A 17,617-nucleotide genomic window follows, 5' to 3' on the forward strand; every position below is an offset into this window, starting at 1 on the left:
TAATAGCAAACTCCGCCAGCGCATGCCTAGAGCATGTTGTCACGCACAGTTTGACGTTCACATTTCATCATCCGTGACTACAAAAATATAACAAACTTAATGCATATGAGTAGATAGCACGCATTTTCCCGCTAAATTGGTTTTAAATATTTAATAAATCATATGGATAGGTATATAGTGGCGCAAAAACAAGAACAGAGGTTGTTATGAAATACCGTCATTTGGCAGGCATTTTTGCGCTGACATTAGTGGGTTGCGCGAGTCAGCCAACATCCACGCCTTTCGAACCGAGTCAACATTGGGTAACACAAACCCTTGATAACGGGCTCACCTATCATCTCTATCCTGACAGCAACGAGTCGGTCTCCATCCGCTTATACGTGCACGCCGGGTCGTTCCAGGAAACGCTGCGACAAGCGGGCTACGCACATTATGTTGAACACATGGCATTCAACGGCAGCATCCATTACGAACACAATGATGTGATCGATATGGTAGCCAAAAGTGGCGGCCAGTTTGGTGCTGACCTTAACGCCTACACCAATTACTCGCAAACCGTGTATCAGTTGGATCTGCCGGACAACCAGCACATGGATGACGCGCTGTTGTGGATGCGTGACATTGCCGATGGCCTGACGTTTGATCCGCAAGAAGTCGAAAAAGAGAAAGGGGTCATTCTGGGCGAATTCCGTTTTCGTCGTTCAGAACCAGATACGCTGTATGAACATTTCGCCGACGGCTCCGATTATCTGACCTACGATCCATTGGGTAATCGCAGCAACGTGCAAATGGCGACAGCAGACGGGCTACGTGAGTTCTACCAGACCTGGTACCAGCCACAGCTCACCGAAGTGATCATTACTGGCAATATCACCTTAGAACAAGGCGAGAAATGGGTGCGCCAGTATTTCTCAGACTGGAAGCAAGGCACGACGCCACGTCCCGCTCGCCCGGCGTTATCGCAGCAAAACACCAGCGATCTGATTTACACCGCCTCGGCGGGTGATGCTCCGCGCCTGTCGCTGTTTTACCCGCAGGGTGAAATCCGTATTGCGGATCAAGAAACTTTGTTGGAATACCGTTTCGACGAAATTGCGACTCGCCTGATGGAACATCGCTTGCAAAACGCGTTTTACAACGCAGCGCTGCCGACTCAGGACTTAGCCGCGTTCAATTACAATACGGACGATCAACGCTATACCGAGCTGACCATTGCGTTTCCGGTTGAGCAACGCGCGGCTTCCCAATCGCTGTTCCTGAACACCTTAGCGTCACTGCGTGATCATGGCGCAACTCAGCAAGAGCTGGACATGGTTCTGCAAAGTTACCGCGACGATCTGGAGAATTTTGATTGGTATCGCTCACAACTGACACCAAATACGCTGGCCGATGACCGCGTCTATGCCATCAGTTACGACGAAGTACTGCCATCCGATTTGGAATACAAGAAAGGTTTGAAAGCACTACTCTCCGCCGCCACACTCCAACGTATCAATCAGCACCTCAACGCCTTTTTGACAGTGAATCCTATGATTGAACTGGTGGGTGCTGAGAATGAAGATCTTAATACCTTGGAAAAATCGACCGACAGCCTGCGCCAAATCCTGCAACAGCCGGGGCTGATGGAGACGGTTAGCCAGGTCGACACGCCGTTTTTATCTCCGGCCGCACCTGGCGATATCGTGCATACTCAGACCTTCAGCAACTATCCGGATCTGACGCAATGGACCTTGTCGAATGGCGTCGAAGTTTATTATCTGCGCAGCAGCCACGCGGGTGACGATGTTTACTTGCGCTATGCCAGCCTGGGTGGGGCTTCAGCTCTTCCACGCGATCTGTATCCTGCCGGCCAACTGGCCGTCAACGTCGCTAGCCGCAGCGGATTGGGCAACCTGTCCAACGTGCAGCTCAATAATTATCTGAAAGAGAACAACATCTACTTAGGCCCGTATATCAATGAAACGTCACACGGCGTGGAGATGAGTGCCAATAAGAAACAACTGGGCAATGTGTTCGCGCTGTTGAACCAACTGACACGTGAAATTCACGTGGACGACAATCAGCTGGCATCGGTGAAATCAGAAACGATTCAGGCCATTGAGCAAGACAAAGCGTCCCCGGCGGGTCAACTGCTTTACGCGATCAACCACGGCTCCTACACCGAAGGTTCTAAGCATTGGTTGTTTAGCGAGGCAGATTACCAACAAGTGACGCCGGAGCAGATTTATCAGGTCCACCATGAACTGTTCCAAAAACAGCGCAACAACACGCTGGTGATCGTCGCAAACACGTCACCAACCGAACTGCAAACCCTACTACGTCAATATGTGGGCAGTCTGCAATTTGATGCGGGCAGCACACCCGATTTTAGTGTCGGTTATCGCGATCCGATTCAGGCTCGTCTTGAGTTGCCGATCAATAACCACGCCAATACGCAGTACTTTGTTCGCATGATCGCTCCGGTACGCACCGCTGATGCCAAAACGGTATTCATGGACGACTTGTTGATGCGCATCGTCAATAAACGCCTGACCGCCGTTGTACGTGAGAATCAGAGTCTGGACTATTCACCTTTTGCGATGGCCGTAAACTCGGACAGTGAACACGGCGTTGACTGGATTCTGAGCGCTTCGGTTGAGCCGGCTGATGCGCAAAAAGTCGAAAACGCGTTCGATGAGGTGATACAAAGTTTGGCGCAGTCCATTAGTGCTGATGAAACCGCGATCGTCGCCAAGCAGTTGATTACCGATCTGAATAACATGCAGAAAAATGCCTCTGGCATGGCTTGGTATATTAACCGTTACGTGATCAACGATTTTGGCCTGGATGCCGCGCTGGATATGGAAGCGACCACGCGCAGCATTACGGCAAGCGATCTGACGCAACGCGCTCAGCAAATATTTGGCGCATCAGCCACGAAACAGAAAGTTCTGATGACGCCTCAACCCGATGCCATCTAAGCGGTAACAAAAAAAGCGGTGTTAAACACCGCTTTTTTATTGTTTTAAATTCAAGTTAGTAGCGGCCCATACCATGGAACATGCCGCCGAATAACAAGCCAAAAATAGAAAAAATAGCACCGAGAATGATCATCGCGGGGATCGATGCAATGGCAAACTTCACCATAAAGATCACCATCGACATAAACGGCATTTTAATGTCCACCACGGTGACTTCTTGTTTTCTGTTATCCATATCTGACATGGTTTTCTCCTAGCACAACGTGAATGATTGTTAGCAGCCGGATTACGACTGTCTTTGATAGATATCGGGATGCCACACTTCCATAAATAATTCCGGTTTGGCAATCGATTCGAATCCATACTGAGCGTATAAGCCATGGGCGTCACTGGTTGCCAGCACCATACGGCGTAGACCTTGCAGATCCGCATGACTCACCACCGCATCCATCAGTTGTTTGCTCAAGCCTTGTCCGCGATGCTCAGGCAAAATGAACACATCGGCCAGATAAGCAAACGTCGCCCGATCGGTGATCATGCGTGCAAATCCGACCTGACCAGCAGCATCGTCATATACCCCAAAGCAGAGTGAATGCTGCAGCGCTTTTTCGACCACGCTGCGAGGCACGCCTTTAGCCCAATAGCTCTGGGCCAAAAAGCCATGAATGACGTCCAGATCCAGTCTGGATGGTTCGCTACTGACTGAATAGTCTTGCATCCTGCTTGCCACTGTCATTTTTTGCTGTCTTCCCAACGCAGAGCTTCAACAACGGCATCTTTGGTCAGCGGCCACTCCAGTAAACTCTGCTGGTACTCACCCGCTTTCCCTTCCAGTGCCACGCCATAGCTTTGCAGACGAAACGCCAGCACCGCATAAAACGCATCCACAGCGCCCGCCTGTTCAAACATAAACGGTAGCTGCGCCTGATTAAATATCGTCGTTGCTCGCGCAATATCGGCTTCCAACTCTGGCGTCAGTTCTGTCAGCGGCTCGACAGGCTCAAGGCTGAACGGACACAACCGGCGCAGTGACAAAAAGCCCGAATGCATTTCAGCGCACAGACTGCGAGCGATAGCACGCTGCAACGCATCGCGCGGATAAAGTCCGCCGTCTGCCAGTTCGTTAAAGTACTCCGTAATCGCCAATGAATCGTGAATCACCGTCCCATCAATATTCAATGCCGGAACCAAGCCAGAAGGAGACTGAACCGCCAGATGCTTTTTGTAATCAGAGTTAGTCAAATCGACCACTTTGATACCCAGTTCAACGTTCGCCAAGCGACCACACATCCACGCGCGCAGCGACCAGGTTGAACCATTACCCACTAACATTTCCATTTGAATTCCTTATCAATTAACGGCGAATGACTGTCACTCAACATACGAGATAAACGGGCTGAGATCCATCTCTTCGATCGCACACACCGCAGCGATAGTCGGATGACCAGCCAGACGCTGAAGATAACGCGCCAGATTTGGAAACGTCAGTGGCGAGCGAGCCACTGGCAGGCACCATTCCGCGAGCATAAACAGGAAAAAATCGCACGCCGTCAGCCTTTCTCCCACCAGATACGCATGTTTGGCTAGTTGGTCATCAATCACCGCCAACGCATCACCGATGCGCTCATCCTGCGCCGCGACGACATGGGGAATCGTCGCGGGATCATTGGTATGACGCTGCGGGTAATAACGCACCATCAGTTCAGCCTGAAGCGTGTTATTGAGATACGCCAGCCATTGATAAAACAGCGGACGAGCTGGATCTCCCATTTCCGGCATCAACCCGTGTTCAGGGTGCTGCTCACAGAGATGAATACAGATTGCAGAGCTTTCAAAGATGGCCTGCCCCTTGTCCACCAGAGTTGGAATTCGCCCCGCCGGATTGAGCTTCAGATACTCAGGCGATTTTTGTGACTGAGTACGCTTATCCACCAGCACCAACTCATACGGCAGTTGCATGTAATGCAGCAGAAAATGCGGCGCCAGGCTGGCGTTATTCGGATAGTAATAAAGTTGATACACCGTAAGTTCCTTAGGTTGACGATTGAGGCTCTGCATGCGCGATACGTTGGTGCTCACGCAGTTGAGCGAGATGGCAGTCATAGAAGGCAATCGGACGTGCGCCGTGCTGCAACGCTTTCTTGTAGATGGTGGCCACAAAAATGTCAGCTAATGAAAAAGTTTCACCCACCGCGAACGGCGAATCGAGGCACAGTTTGAGCGCCAGTTTCTCTAGCCCTTGCGTGATCCATTGGGCGCGTAACTTACGTTTGTCGTGCTCATTGAGTTCCGGGCGAAGTGCCTTGAGCACACTACGGTTCTGCGGCGTATGAATGGATCCATTGACGTATTCGCAGATCTCGCGCACTCGGACTTTGGTCATCACATCGCCGCCCAATAGTGGCGGATGAGGAAAAAGCTCCTCCATACACTCAATGATGGCCATCGACTCCGTGAGCACCAGCCCGTTCACCGACAATGCCGGCACATAACCAAGCGGATTTATCTGCAAATAAGTGGACGTCAGTTGCTCGCCAGTCACTTCCACCCGAGCATACGCAATGGCTTTGTACTTAAGCGTCCACTCCACTCGCTCCGAGCTGTTCGAGCCCTGCGCGCTATAGAGAATAATGTCCATCGATCTCCTTGTGGTCCTTTCCATGATGGGATGTCGAACACGCCCGATTTGAACAACCATTGTGGCATAACGAAGAAAAATAAAGCGACGTTGCCCCCTCAAAAATATGAATCGATGCGCATTTACAAACCGAATAAAAGAGGTGATGATGCGCAAGCTTTTATCGTTCTAAACGACAATGTAATCGATTGAACTACTAGAAGTTTTGCCAGATAGACTCATTTTCTAAGCTTTACCCGGATCACAATTTTTGTGATTCCATCAAGCTGTCGCACGGACAGCATTCGTTATAAGTTAAAGTATTAGTAACCTACGGCTATTTTTCGCTTCCACGCAGTTAAGGGATGAAAAATTTTGTTCAACACGTCTTCGACCAGTTATCGTCAGTCCCGCCTGCTTAAAGCTCGTCTTTATGCGGGACTGCTGTTTATTGTTCTCGCCTTAAGTTCTGTAATGCTGGCGTATCAGCTCGTCGCGCGCCAGATCGCTCTGCAGGCGCAAGGTGAAGCCACCAACGTGTTGGATCAACTGGACAACCTCTTCGCGCAACTCGACAAAGCGACCCAACATCTGGTGCCGAGTCTGAGTGATTCCTGTCAGTCACTCAAACCGCAATTAATGGAAGAAATTCTTAAGGTTCCAGGTGGATTGACCGCCACCAAACCACTACGTCTCGGCTTTTGCAACTCGTTGCGTGGGTATATGGATCAGTCGCCAGTGGCGGTAAGCGGCCCCTCCATTAGCCTGGATACCGGCATCATTGAGCCCGTTTCGGTCTATTACCGTGACAAGTCGCTGGTGTACGAGCTGTCGATGAACTACTTTCTCTATCAGTTGAAAATCAATCCCGATTTCATCAAGCCGACCCTGATCCTGGCCGACAAAGAGCTCACCACTGGCTATCCGGCCTCACGCCTCATCAAGGGCGAGTTGTTTCCATCCTCCAAATACGACTACACCATGCGCGTTCAATTCGATCAGAAGATGTATTTTTGGGAACTTGCGCAGCGCGTGGCGTATTACCTGGTGATCCCGTTTGCCCTGTATTTGTTTGCCAGCTATCAGTTTTATCGCTTTCTTTGTCAACCAGAGCGCCTCGCCAGTGAACTGGCACGCGGTTTGGCGCACCAGCAATTCAAACCTTATATTCAGCCGATCTTTGACTGTGGCGGCAGTCTGGTCGGCGGCGAAATTCTGGTGCGCTGGCATCACCCGAAACTGGGTATCATCGGGCCCTATGAATTCATTTCGATTCTGGAACGGGGTGGCCTATCGCACAAATTGACCGAATCCCTGATGGAGCAAGCTGCCGAGCAGTTGGCCCCGATTGCCAACGCGTTGCCGGACGGTTTCCATCTGTCATTTAACATCAGCGCCGAACAACTGACCGACCGTAAGATTGTTCACTGCTGCCAGCGCTTTCGCCAGATGATCAACGCGCCCCACGTCCAGCTGATTCTGGAACTGACCGAACGCGAACAGGCGGTGGAAGCCGTCGAACTGATGGATACCTATCAGGCGCTCAAAGAGGAAAATGTGCTGATCTCGGTCGACGATTTCGGCACCGGCCACTCGAGCCTGATCTACTTCCAGATGTTTAAAGCCGATTACCTGAAAATTGATAAGAGTTTCGTCGATTTGATTGGTGAGAATGCGCTGTCGAATCACATCGTCAATAACGTACTCGATTTGGCTCGCCGCCTGAATATTCCAACCGTCGCGGAAGGCGTTGAACGCCCGGAGCAGTTGCAATACCTGACGGTGCATGGCGTGGACTTCTTTCAGGGTTATTTGTTCAGTAAGCCGATCACCATGGATGACTTCGTCGAGGATTACTGCCAGCCGGACTCTTTTGCCTCTGCCAGACGTTTTCCGGATTAAACCAAGAAAAAAGGCGCCTCGGCGCCTTTTAGGTTATTCGGTTGGTGCTCCACACTAAGCCAGACGGAACTGCCCGACCAGTTTATCGAGTTGGGAAGAGAGTTTTTGCAGGCTGGCACTCGACTGATTAAGCTGCGCCGCGATATCCGTGGTTTGCATTGTCAGTTGGTTGATGTCTTCAACGTTACGGTTGATGTCTTCCACCACACTCGCCTGCTCCTCTGTGGCGGTTGCCACCTGAATGTTCTGATCACTGATTTGGTCAATGTGGCCGTTGATCTGCTCCAGAGAGTCGTTGGCCTTGTTGGCGTAATCGACCACCTGAACACTTTTCTCGCGACCTTTTTCCATCACGGCCACCGCACGTTTGGATTCGGCCTGAAGTTTATCAATCACTTCCTGAATCTCATCGGTCGATGCCGCCGAACGGCTTGCCAGAGTACGCACCTCATCGGCCACCACCGCAAAACCTCGGCCCTGCTCGCCAGCACGCGCCGCTTCAATCGCAGCGTTAAGCGCCAGCAAGTTGGTTTGGTCGGAGATACTGCGAATCGTATCCAGTGTAGAGCTGATGGCATTAATTTGTCCGGCCAGCGCCTCCACAACACCGGTCGCCTGCTGCAACTCGCTCGACAGTTCCGTGATACGCATCTGAGCCTGATTTACCACTTCACGGCCATCCGCTGAACGATGTGTGGCTTCGCGGGCTACGTCAGCGGCCTGCGCGGCATTTGAGGCAATTTCATTCACCGTCGCTCCCAACTCATGAATGGCCGTCGCAACCTGAACGGTGCGATCGCGCTGGGCAACACAGTTGTTTTGCGTGTGGTGAGCCTGATCAGCCACGTTGTGCGACATCGTTGCCAAATCGCGGGCACTTTTCGCGACCTGATCAATCGAGGCATGCACCTTTTCAATGAACTGGTTGAAACTGTGGCCGATGTCGGTCAGTTCATCCTGACCTTCCAGCTTAATGCGCGTGTTGAGCGACATATTTTTCGCTGCATCACCGATGGTTTCGCGCAGGAACGACACACGATTACGCAGATTGGCGATGATGAACCAGGAGGTCAGAATCGAAATGACAATGGATGCCACGATGATCAGCATACTGTCGCGACGTCCGGCCTGATAACTGATCGCGCTGTTTGCGTTGCGACGCTCCGCCTGCGCGAGCAGCGCATCGAGAATATCGTTAGCGCCTTTGCGCATCACACCATAGGTTTTGGCGTACTGGTCGCGATAGATGCGCTGGGCGCTGGCCATATCGCCGCGGTCAAACGCATCCAACATTGGGTTAAGGTCGGTTTTGACCATGGTTTCAAACTGATCAAGCAGCTTTTGCGCCTGCTGTTTCATCTCCGGATTCAGCTGAGCATCCACCGCCTGTTTCATGGTTTGGCGCATCTCAGGAATATCTTCATTGCGCGCTTCCTGGACACGTGTTTTGACGCCTTTCTCGTCGCGCAGCGGAGTTTCCTGAAGCAGCATCATGTCGATCCCCACTCGCATACGCGGAATACGCGAAGCTGCTTCTGCCATCGCACGCAGCGGTGATGCGGTGTTGAGGTAGAGTTTCTCCGCCTGAAACTGCATAGTCGACATCGTATTGAGGCTGGTAAGCCCGGTAATCACCAGCGCCAGGCAGGGGATTGCAACCGCGATGATCAAGCGGGTTTTCAAAGTCAGATTGTTGATGAACATGTTACGTTCCTTTTAGACAGCCATTGGTTCACTCACCCGTTAAATCAGGATATTGCTGTTATTGTTGTTGGTGACGTCATTGTGCAGCAGCTGGCAAGCCAGATCCCGTAAACTCAATGACGTTAATTCATTCTGAGACCACCGTTCCAACAAAGCAGAAACAGCGTGCTACAGGACAAACCACAACGGCAGAAATGCCAAAGATTTGTCCGCTAACCTATCAAGAATAGACGCGAGTGAGCTGAACGTCGCCCGAAGCTTGTGGGGACCAGAGGTCAAAGTGAAAAAAAGCGCCTCCACAGGCGCTTTGAGATGAGAGTGACACTCAGGAGCGGCGCCCCTCGCCTTTTTGCGGCAGCGAATCTTGGATCGTGTACCAATTCGCTTTGTAGTGAGTGTAAATATGGGTGTCTGGCGAGACAGGAATGGGTTGATCAAACAGGCCCAGCGCGACTTCCATCTGCTCCGGGGCAACCCCCTTGCTGCGAAAACCAATACTCGACCCGCATTCCGAGCAGAAAGTACGCACGGTACCATTGGCGGCAGTAAATTCTTTAAGCAGCGAGTGACCACTCAGCCACTGTAGGTCTTGCGTCGCCGCCAGAGTACCAAATGCCGCGCCGTGAAATTTGCGGCACATGGTGCAGTGGCAATGCGCCACCAGCGGCTCAAAACCGGCAACGCTGAACGTCACTTGCTGACACAGGCAACTGGCATGATAACGAGAGGTCATTGTGCACCTCCCGTGGATTGGCCAGCCTGTTGCTGAGTGCCCCGTTTGGGTTTACGCGGCATGAAAAAGCCACATGCAGCCCGCTTTGCCTGCGTCGGCTGATCCCAGGCGCCACAAATATCTGCTTGCCCGCCCTCTGTGCGGGTAAACTGGCGGCACTGTCCACAATAGTCACTCATCGTTACTCTTCCTTAAGTTAAGGCAAGCTGCACCGCCTGCTCGGCATGAATTTTCGTCGTATCGTACAACGGCACGTCGGTATCGTGCTGCTGAATCAGCAACGCAATTTCCGTACACCCCAGAATCACCGCCTGAGCGCCACGTCGGTGGAGATCTTCCACAATCTCAACATACTGCGCACGGGACTCCGGTCGAATTGTGCCCAGACACAACTCTTCATATATCACACGATGCACCTGCTGCCGTTGTTCTGCATCAGGGATCAACACATCAATACCAAACTGCTGTTGCAGCCTTCCTTTGTAAAACTCCTGCTCCATCGTAAAACGGGTGCCGAGCAATCCGACGCGCTCAATACCATCTTGTTGCAGCTGTTTCGCCGTCGCATCCGCAATGTGCAGAATCGGAATCGAAATCTGCGCCTCAATCTCTGGCGCGACTTTGTGCATGGTGTTAGTACAAATCAGCAGAAAATCTGCGCCACCCGCTTCGACCGACTTCGCCGCCTGAGCAAGCAGCTGCGCGGTTTCATCCCATTTCCCTTCATGTTGCAGTTTTTCAATCGGCTCAAAGTTGACGCTGTACAGGCAGATTTGCGCCGAATTCAGCTCGCCCAACTCCGCTTTAACGCCTTCATTGATCGCCTTGTAGTAGCTGAGCGTCGATTCCCAGCTCATGCCACCAATCATTCCGATGGTTTTCATTGCGTTTCCTTTCATCACCAAACTGCGTTCTCCATCCTAACAAACCAAGCCGAGATGTAATCGGCTTGGCTCACACTTTCCTTTCAATAACGGAGAGAACCTGACTCTTGAGGGCAGTGTCTTTTTGCCTGATTTGCGTTAAGGTGTGTGACCTAATCTCCCATCGAAAACCTCCAACAAGGGAACAGCATGAAACAGTCGATCATTCACATCAGTATCGTCGTGCACGATTATGATGAAGCGCTGGATTTCTACATCAATAAACTCAAATTTGAACTGGTTGAAGACACGTATCAACCTGAGCAGGATAAACGTTGGGTGGTGGTCTCTCCGCCGGGTTCACAGGGCGTTACTCTGCTGCTGGCCAAGGCATCCAAACCGGAGCAAAAGCCTTTTATCGGCAACCAGACTGGCGGTCGCGTATTTCTGTTTTTGAATACCGATGATTTCTGGCGCGACTACCATCGTATGGTCGAAGATGGGATTCACTTTGTCCGCCCGCCGGCCGAAGCCGATTACGGAACCGTCGCGGTGTTTGAAGATCTGTATGGAAATCTGTGGGATCTGCTGCAAATGAACGACAGCCATCCGATGGCAAAGCGTTCGCACTAAATCTGCATGCCAAAACGTCAACGCCTGTAATACTGCGGCGTTGGCGCATTCCACACCCCGATGTTGACATTGCGGTTACAAAACAGCGGCATTTCGCACTACAATCTCAGCAATTTCACGCTTTAGACGAGTCTGCAATGCGCCCATTTTCGCTGGCAATCTGTTTTGTTCTGCTGCTCCCTTGCGCCACACAGGCTCAGAGTGTGCAAGAACAATGGCAACAGTTTTATCAGCAAAGCTGGCAATCCCAACCCTTGAGCGTCACTCAGTCACAACTGAGTGATTCACCGCTCGAAGTACTGTTGGAGAGTGCCCGTTACCCCGATTTTCGCCGCTTCAGTTGGCAGGATATTGAGCAGTTGTATCAGGTGGCGAAAACTTGTCAGCACCCAGCTAAACCGCGCGCTCGCCTTGCGACAGCGGTAGAGTTTGAACTGGTACTGTGCAATAACCAACCGCTGAGTCATCACTGGTTCGCCAGCCACGAACCGCTCCACCCGGCCGGAGGCAGTTACGCCGATCGCTATCTGGCACACTACCCGACGTTGGTACCCGGTTCCGCACTGGCACGTTATCTGACGATTGGTCATAAGCAGCACCCTTTGCATGCTCCGCTCGCGGGCCTGTCTTCTCAGGGGCGGGATAGTCTGCTCAATGGTTATCGCGCCTGGCTGGAGGGCAACACGCTCTGGCTCAGTGGTGAGCAGGGTTGGAAAACGATCGACGCCGCGCACTGGCTGCCCCTTGCTAAGCAGTTGAAGCTTGATCTGCACGCGCAAAACTGCACGTTTCGTTACAGCAACCTGTGTATGGCGTCCATTGAGGCGAGCGCCCGATGGCTTACTCTGTTAGTCAGTGCGCTCATCGCAGCCGTCACGTTTCTGCTCGTCAAATCACTCTATACACGTCGTCAGCACAGCCGCGAAAAACGCTTTGTGCTGCAACTGCTCACGCACGAATTACGCACGCCGATCACCAGCCTGGGGCTGACTGTCGAGCTGTTCCGCGAGCAGTTTGATCAATTATCGCCAAACACTCAGGATACCGTGTGGCGGCTGATGTCCGATCATCAGCGTCTCACCCAACTGACAGAAAACAGCAAAGTCTACCTGAGTGCCCGCCGCTCAGAGCCACTGCTTAAACAGACGGCGTCGCTGGATGACTGGCTGAGCCACATCGCGGAGAAACACGGATTGAGTTATCAACTGAATGACGAACGTGAGCTGGCGCTGCCTTTTTACTGGCTGACTATCTGTCTCGACAACCTGATCAACAACGCTCGTCAACATGGCAAAGGGCCGATATTACTTAAGGCCGAAGTGGCGGAGACGCTCAGGATTGAAGTTCGCGATGGCGGTGAGTTGCCTTCGTCGTTCACGCGCTGGCTGCGCCGCTTTCAGCCGCAATCGGACACCAACAACATGGGCATCGGGCTGAGCATCGTGGCTCATCTGATGTCGATGATGGGTGGCAGACTGCGCCTTCATCGCCACCCCACCCGCTGTATTCTGGAGCTGCCGTTATGAACACCCTGCTGTTGATTGAAGATGATACGCTGCTTGGTCAGGGACTGGTGACGCTGTTCGAGTCACAAGGGTATCAGTGCTTGTGGGTTCAGGAAGCCCGTCAAGTAGAGACTTTGTGGTACAAGGTCGATTTAGTGATCCTTGATCGCCAACTGAATGACGGGGATTCGCTCCGGCATCTGCCGCAATGGCTACAGCGCAAAGCACTGCCGGTTATCATGCTGACTGCCAAAGTGGAAACCGAGGAGAAAGTGGCCGGATTAATGGCTGGGGCCAAAGATTATGTGACCAAGCCGTTTGCACATGAAGAGTTAGTGGCGAGGGTGATCAGCCAGCTCAGACCGCTCGGCACCAGTTCCCTGCAATATGGCGAGATCCACATTGAACTCGCCAAACGAGAGGTGATGACAAACGGGCAAGCCGTTGTGCTCAAGCCAAAAGAATTTCAGCTTCTGGTGTTGCTGGCGCAGAATCCGGGCCGGGTTTTTCATCGCGACGAACTGCTCAACAAAGTGTGGGGCTATGAAGCTTTTCCCAGCACCCGCACGATTGACAACCACATTCTTCGTTTAAGGCAGAAACTGCCGCAACTCAATATCGAAACTTATCGCGGTGTTGGCTACCGACTCAATGAGGCACCGGAATGAATTACCTGCGTTTGCTATTTCCCGTCGCATTGGGGCTATCGTGCCATGTTGAGGCGGGCTGGTTTCCAGACTCACCATTGCAAAAAACCTATTTGGCACTGGCTGAACACCAGCCCAATCTGGCGTGGCAAGAGTTGCAGATTGCACTCGGCGAACAGCAGCTCGATCCCCGGTACTGGCATGCGGCGAAACAAGCCATGTTAACGCAGACTCATTGCGGTAAAGCGTTGCGCGCAGAGCCAGTACAAGTCGCATCTGGCGTCAGCGTCAGTTTCATTCGCCGCTCAGGTGTGGCCTCTCAAGGGTATCAGATCAAACTGAGCGCCGATTCGGTCCCCTCTTCCGTGCCCGTTGAACTTGTGGCTCCTTCGGGAGAGTCGTTGCTAGTAGGCCAATTGGCCCCGAGCGCCGAATATCAGGAAATCGAAACCAGCGAAATGCTCACTCCGCCACCGTTTGGGCTCTATCAGCTTAAACTCGGCACCAATCGCTACCCTTTGGTTGTCTCGGTCGATGATTCACAACCTTGGTTGAGTGTGAACGTGCAGACTCATACCCTGTCACTGAGTCTGCCTGAGACCGTTGCAGGATGCGCAGACCCCGTAGCAAACTGGCTGTGGCTGGATGAACACTATGACATGGTCAAGCTATCGACCGTCATCACCTCAACACAAACGTCACTGCCCGGCACTGGGCAAACTCCCTTTACGGCCAGACACCTCAGCGCAGTAGCAACACAGTTCGAATATCAGCATGGCGTAAAGGTGGAGTACGTGCAAAGGATAGCCATCCCGTTACCGCAGGAGCCATAGCTGCACCAATAGAGACAATGCGGTGACAATCGTCAGTGTCACTCTGGCTGTAATAGTGACATTCATTGACACAGGAATTCACTATGACTCATCCATTGCTCTCTTGGGCTCCACTTTCACTGATGGCGCTGACACTCTCCGTGCATGCCGCCCCTGTCACGCTCAATAGTGACCAGCAGCAGATTCAAATTTCACCCGACAACCTCGCGATCCTCTGGAACGGAATTCACGTCAACAGCGCGGCGCTAAGCGTTAACCAGCAGCCGCAGCAGGCTTCAAACATTGAGGCCACCAGCGCTCGGTCAGCGCGTTGGCAGCTCCGGCCAAGCCAGATCAACGTCTCGGCCACACTCGATCGCGATGGACTAGAACTGAGTTTCGCTCCCGCGGCTCAGCCGCGGATCACGCGTAATCATCCCGTCACCTTGCGCTGGTTTGATCTGCCGCAGCGCGACACCGATGCCCTGTTACTGCCATTTAGCGAAGGGATGCGCATTCCGACAGACAACCGCACCTGGAGCGACTTTCTGATCGACAACTATTCCGGAGCCAACACGACTCAGGATCTCAAAATGCCGTTCTGGACTGCGCAGCAGGGAGCGAATTTTGTTTCGGTGCAGTTGCTTAGCGCCACTAACAATACGCTGACCTTCTCCCAAGCAGATGAACGTCTCGACATGCAGGCTGATCATCAGTTCACTGTTCTGAATCAGCATGATCCGTTTCAGGTTCGCTTGTCGCTCGGCAAACATGCGCTTGATGGTGCGAAAGCCTATCGCCAGTGGCGCAAACAGCATCAGCAATCGACACCATTGCAACAACAAGTGGCGCGCAACCCCGCCATTTCCCGCTTGATTGGTGCCAGTCAGGTATATCTGTTCGGGCAAGGTTTGCTGAGCACACAAGATGTACGCGACTGGTGGGGGCTGAACGACTGGTATCTCAATGCCTCTACGTTATCTGTCGATCCTGCCAGCCGTAAAGAACTGCAAGCTCTGAAAGCAAGGCGAGACGGATTCAGCCGCTACCATCAACAATTGCTGGTCGATGCATTGAACAATTCGCTGGCAGCGCGATTCGCCGCTTCCCCGCCGACCTTGAGCAACAACGCAATTGCAGCACAGTTTGATGCGGCTCAAAAGCAAAAGCGTTGGCTCGCCTCCGCCGCGGCGCGCTACCTCTCAGCGCCTGAGCGCTGGGGGCAAGCGTTAACATCAGAAATGGTCAACACCTTGCAATCTGCCGGGCTGACTCAGTTATGGCTCGGTTTTGACAACTGGATGCCGGCCTTCTATCAACCCGACGCTGTTGAGCAGGCTAAAAAGGCGGGCTTTTTAGTGGCCACTTACGATTCGTACAACACCGCTATTCCCCTTGGCGTGAACGACAGTTGGCTCACCGCGCAGTTGCCCGGCGAAATGCGCGAGCAATGCGCCATCGAACGAGCCAGTGGCGAAAAGCAGCCAGGCTTTCGTGGCCAAGGTAACTACCTCAATCCAAACTGTCACTTAGCGTATGTGCAGCAGCGCGTGCTCGATATTGTCCGCTACGGACACTTCAATAGTCTGTTTGTTGATGTGGATGCCACCGCCATGGCCCGCGAGGATTATCGCGATGCAACCAGTGAAAATGCCATGCTCCGTGCGTTTAATCAACGCATGCTGTGGATAAGCGAGCAGCAACGCCTGGTTCTGGGGTCGGAAGATGGCAACAGCCTCACCACACAAGGCATCAGTTTTGCTCACGGCCTGGAAACTATCGGCTTTGGTTGGCAGGATAATGAGATGAAGCGCGATACCCGCTCACCCTATTTTCTCGGTCGTTGGTATCCGAATCACAAACCGGATTTCTTCTTTAAATCAGCAGCAGTTAAAGAGCCATACAAAACTCTGCTGTTTAGCCCGCAGTACCGGGTTCCGCTGTATCAAACCGTTTTTCACGACGAGGTGATCAACAGCCATCATTGGCACAGCGACAGCCTTAAATTCAGTAATGTGCAGGCAGAACGCGATTTAACCAGCATGCTCTACAACACGCCGCCGATGGTGCACCTGACTCGGGATGAAGCGTTGTCGCCATCAAGCCAGAGAATCAAGGCGCTAAAGCATTACCAGCAAGGATTTTCTCCGATCCACCAGCAGCTCTGGAACCAGGCATTGACGGACTTTCAATGGTTGGATGATGTCGGCCAGTTGCAACAAACGACCTTTAGCGATGGCTCCACCATCATTGCCAATTTTTCACCGCATTCGCGAAATCACCATGGCGTAACCATCAAGGCGCAATCGGTGCTGGCAACGCTGAGTGATGGTAAACAAATACACTGGACGGCGATGCCGAATCGCTAACGGCAAAGCTGTTGGACAGATTAAAAGGGCGGCGCTGAATTGGTGGCCGTTCTTAGCGTGCACTAGACTTAGGGGCGGTGATCTGCCTGTTTGTGACGGCCGAAGTCGTTTTATATCAGCCCCCAACAGCGGATTTTACAACGCGTTTTATTGACCTTTCCTTTGCCATTCCCAAAACAGCTTGTGGGCAAGGAAAAACCAGGAGCTTGATATGACCAAGTACAAAATCGGCTATTTCGTCGGGAGTTTGTCATCTACCTCCATCAACCGTAAGCTGGCTCATGCGCTGGCTAAACTCAGCCCACCGGAGTTAGAACTGGTGGAAATCCCCATCAAGGATCTACCGCTATACAGCCAAGATTACGACGCAGATTTTCCTGAGGTAGCAAAAGCGTTCAAACAGGCGATCGCCGATTGCGATGGCCTGCTGTTTGTGACGCCGGAGTTCAACCGCTCCATTCCCGGCGGGCTGAAAAATGCCATTGACTGGGCAAGCCGTCCCTGGGGGCAGAACTCGTTTGCCAGCAAGCCTTCCGGCGTTATCGGCACTTCACCCGGTGCTATCGGTACAGCGGTTGCACAGAGCCAATTGCGCAGTGTGCTCTGTTTTTGTAATTCACCGCTGATGAATACCGTTGAAGCGTATCTGCAATATCACGATGGCATGATAGACGACGATAACAATGTCACCGCTGAGCGAACCAAAGCGTTTCTGGAAAACTACATGAAAGAGTTACACCAGTTTGTGATTCGCGTACTCACTGTGCTACCGCGGCAACGCTGATAACACAGGACGCAACGCAATAATCCAAGGCGCAGAATGCAGTAAATACCGGGCTTGCAAGCCGATTCGCATCAAGTTGAACGATCAT

The 17,617-nt window shown here is 52.3% G+C and carries 17 protein-coding genes; 8 read left to right on the forward strand and 9 right to left on the reverse strand.

Annotated features, from left to right (window positions below):
- Positions 1–206 precede the first annotated feature (206 nt).
- The gene (locus DYA43_RS08535) at positions 207–2,960 is read left to right on the forward strand and encodes a M16 family metallopeptidase (RefSeq protein ID WP_061056641.1); all 2,754 of its coding nucleotides are present in this window, start codon (positions 207–209) and stop codon (positions 2,958–2,960) included.
- A gap of 55 nt (positions 2,961–3,015) precedes the next feature.
- On the opposite strand, the gene DYA43_RS08540 is transcribed toward DYA43_RS08535, so the two are convergent.
- The 5 genes from DYA43_RS08540 to DYA43_RS08560 are packed head-to-tail and all read right to left on the reverse strand — an operon-like array spanning position 3,016 to position 5,598.
- Positions 3,016–3,204: a hypothetical protein gene (locus tag DYA43_RS08540; RefSeq protein ID WP_020327691.1), complete on the reverse strand. Its 189-nt coding sequence runs from the start codon at positions 3,202–3,204 to the stop codon at positions 3,016–3,018.
- A gap of 42 nt (positions 3,205–3,246) precedes the next feature.
- Positions 3,247–3,678, reverse strand: coding sequence for a GNAT family N-acetyltransferase (locus tag DYA43_RS08545; RefSeq protein WP_061056642.1), 432 nt, complete (start codon positions 3,676–3,678; stop codon positions 3,247–3,249).
- 14 nt (positions 3,679–3,692) lie between these two features.
- On the reverse strand, positions 3,693–4,298 hold the full coding sequence (locus tag DYA43_RS08550) for a glutathione S-transferase (protein WP_024373573.1): 606 nt from the start codon (positions 4,296–4,298) through the stop codon (positions 3,693–3,695).
- 33 nt (positions 4,299–4,331) lie between these two features.
- Entirely contained in the window at positions 4,332–4,982 is a 651-nt protein-coding gene (locus DYA43_RS08555; RefSeq protein WP_024373572.1) for a glutathione S-transferase family protein, read from the reverse strand.
- Between the two features lie 10 nt (positions 4,983–4,992).
- Positions 4,993–5,598: a glutathione S-transferase family protein gene (locus DYA43_RS08560; RefSeq protein WP_061056643.1), complete on the reverse strand. Its 606-nt coding sequence runs from the start codon at positions 5,596–5,598 to the stop codon at positions 4,993–4,995.
- A 354-nt stretch (positions 5,599–5,952) separates the two neighbouring features.
- Between DYA43_RS08560 and DYA43_RS08565 the strand changes: the two genes are divergently transcribed.
- Complete coding sequence (locus DYA43_RS08565) at positions 5,953–7,479, forward strand: EAL domain-containing protein (protein ID WP_024373570.1); 1,527 nt, start codon at positions 5,953–5,955, stop codon at positions 7,477–7,479.
- A gap of 54 nt (positions 7,480–7,533) precedes the next feature.
- Here DYA43_RS08565 and DYA43_RS08570 read toward each other — a convergent pair whose 3' ends face one another.
- The 4 genes from DYA43_RS08570 to DYA43_RS08585 all read right to left on the reverse strand — a co-directional run bounded on the left by DYA43_RS08570 (position 7,534) and on the right by DYA43_RS08585 (position 10,800).
- Positions 7,534–9,183 (reverse strand): methyl-accepting chemotaxis protein, encoded by a 1,650-nt coding sequence (locus DYA43_RS08570; RefSeq protein WP_032082309.1) that lies wholly within the window; start codon positions 9,181–9,183, stop codon positions 7,534–7,536.
- Positions 9,184–9,508: 325 nt separating this feature from the next.
- Entirely contained in the window at positions 9,509–9,916 is a 408-nt protein-coding gene (locus tag DYA43_RS08575; protein ID WP_024373568.1) for a GFA family protein, read from the reverse strand.
- Positions 9,913–10,095, reverse strand: a complete 183-nt coding sequence (locus tag DYA43_RS08580) for a hypothetical protein (protein WP_024373567.1) — start codon at positions 10,093–10,095, stop codon at positions 9,913–9,915. Before DYA43_RS08580 ends, DYA43_RS08575 begins: the two co-directional genes overlap by 4 nt.
- Before the next feature lie 12 nt (positions 10,096–10,107).
- A complete protein-coding gene (locus DYA43_RS08585) occupies positions 10,108–10,800 on the reverse strand; it encodes an aspartate/glutamate racemase family protein (RefSeq protein WP_061056644.1) in 693 nt (230 codons plus the stop codon).
- A gap of 189 nt (positions 10,801–10,989) precedes the next feature.
- On the opposite strand from DYA43_RS08585, the gene DYA43_RS08590 reads away from it, so the two are divergent.
- From DYA43_RS08590 to DYA43_RS08615, 6 genes are all read left to right on the forward strand, one after another.
- On the forward strand, positions 10,990–11,412 hold the full coding sequence (locus tag DYA43_RS08590) for a VOC family protein (protein ID WP_020327700.1): 423 nt from the start codon (positions 10,990–10,992) through the stop codon (positions 11,410–11,412).
- Positions 11,413–11,549: 137 nt separating this feature from the next.
- Positions 11,550–12,938: an ATP-binding protein gene (locus DYA43_RS08595; RefSeq protein ID WP_081094772.1), complete on the forward strand. Its 1,389-nt coding sequence runs from the start codon at positions 11,550–11,552 to the stop codon at positions 12,936–12,938.
- A complete protein-coding gene (locus DYA43_RS08600; protein ID WP_061056645.1) occupies positions 12,935–13,585 on the forward strand; it encodes a response regulator transcription factor in 651 nt (216 codons plus the stop codon). Before DYA43_RS08595 ends, DYA43_RS08600 begins: the two co-directional genes overlap by 4 nt.
- Positions 13,582–14,397 carry a DUF2861 family protein gene (locus DYA43_RS08605; RefSeq protein WP_061056646.1) on the forward strand — a complete coding sequence of 272 codons (816 nt, stop codon included), beginning with the start codon at positions 13,582–13,584 and terminating at the stop codon, positions 14,395–14,397. Before DYA43_RS08600 ends, DYA43_RS08605 begins: the two co-directional genes overlap by 4 nt.
- A gap of 83 nt (positions 14,398–14,480) precedes the next feature.
- The gene (locus tag DYA43_RS08610; RefSeq protein WP_061056647.1) at positions 14,481–16,745 is read left to right on the forward strand and encodes a glycoside hydrolase; all 2,265 of its coding nucleotides are present in this window, start codon (positions 14,481–14,483) and stop codon (positions 16,743–16,745) included.
- A 211-nt stretch (positions 16,746–16,956) separates the two neighbouring features.
- Positions 16,957–17,529, forward strand: coding sequence for an NADPH-dependent FMN reductase (locus DYA43_RS08615; RefSeq protein ID WP_061056648.1), 573 nt, complete (start codon positions 16,957–16,959; stop codon positions 17,527–17,529).
- Positions 17,530–17,617: the final 88 nt, after the last annotated feature.

It is taken from the genome of Vibrio fluvialis (genome assembly GCF_900460245.1).
Lineage (GTDB): Bacteria > Pseudomonadota > Gammaproteobacteria > Enterobacterales > Vibrionaceae > Vibrio > Vibrio fluvialis.

Bases quoted from the DNA above. Each gene is read 5' to 3' on its own strand.
- DYA43_RS08615 (WP_061056648.1), top strand. From the start codon at position 16,957: ATGACCAAGTACAAAATCGGCTATTTCGTCGGGAGTTTGTCATCTACC.
- DYA43_RS08605 (WP_061056646.1), top strand. From the start codon at position 13,582: ATGAATTACCTGCGTTTGCTATTTCCCGTCGCATTGGGGCTATCGTGC.
- DYA43_RS08590 (WP_020327700.1), top strand. From the start codon at position 10,990: ATGAAACAGTCGATCATTCACATCAGTATCGTCGTGCACGATTATGAT.
- DYA43_RS08595 (WP_081094772.1), top strand. From the start codon at position 11,550: ATGCGCCCATTTTCGCTGGCAATCTGTTTTGTTCTGCTGCTCCCTTGC.
- DYA43_RS08580 (WP_024373567.1), bottom strand. From the start codon at position 10,095: ATGAGTGACTATTGTGGACAGTGCCGCCAGTTTACCCGCACAGAGGGC.
- DYA43_RS08585 (WP_061056644.1), bottom strand. From the start codon at position 10,800: ATGAAAACCATCGGAATGATTGGTGGCATGAGCTGGGAATCGACGCTC.
- DYA43_RS08610 (WP_061056647.1), top strand. From the start codon at position 14,481: ATGACTCATCCATTGCTCTCTTGGGCTCCACTTTCACTGATGGCGCTG.
- DYA43_RS08540 (WP_020327691.1), bottom strand. From the start codon at position 3,204: ATGTCAGATATGGATAACAGAAAACAAGAAGTCACCGTGGTGGACATT.
- DYA43_RS08560 (WP_061056643.1), bottom strand. From the start codon at position 5,598: ATGGACATTATTCTCTATAGCGCGCAGGGCTCGAACAGCTCGGAGCGA.
- DYA43_RS08575 (WP_024373568.1), bottom strand. From the start codon at position 9,916: ATGACCTCTCGTTATCATGCCAGTTGCCTGTGTCAGCAAGTGACGTTC.
- DYA43_RS08570 (WP_032082309.1), bottom strand. From the start codon at position 9,183: ATGTTCATCAACAATCTGACTTTGAAAACCCGCTTGATCATCGCGGTT.
- DYA43_RS08545 (WP_061056642.1), bottom strand. From the start codon at position 3,678: ATGCAAGACTATTCAGTCAGTAGCGAACCATCCAGACTGGATCTGGAC.
- DYA43_RS08535 (WP_061056641.1), top strand. From the start codon at position 207: ATGAAATACCGTCATTTGGCAGGCATTTTTGCGCTGACATTAGTGGGT.
- DYA43_RS08600 (WP_061056645.1), top strand. From the start codon at position 12,935: ATGAACACCCTGCTGTTGATTGAAGATGATACGCTGCTTGGTCAGGGA.
- DYA43_RS08550 (WP_024373573.1), bottom strand. From the start codon at position 4,298: ATGGAAATGTTAGTGGGTAATGGTTCAACCTGGTCGCTGCGCGCGTGG.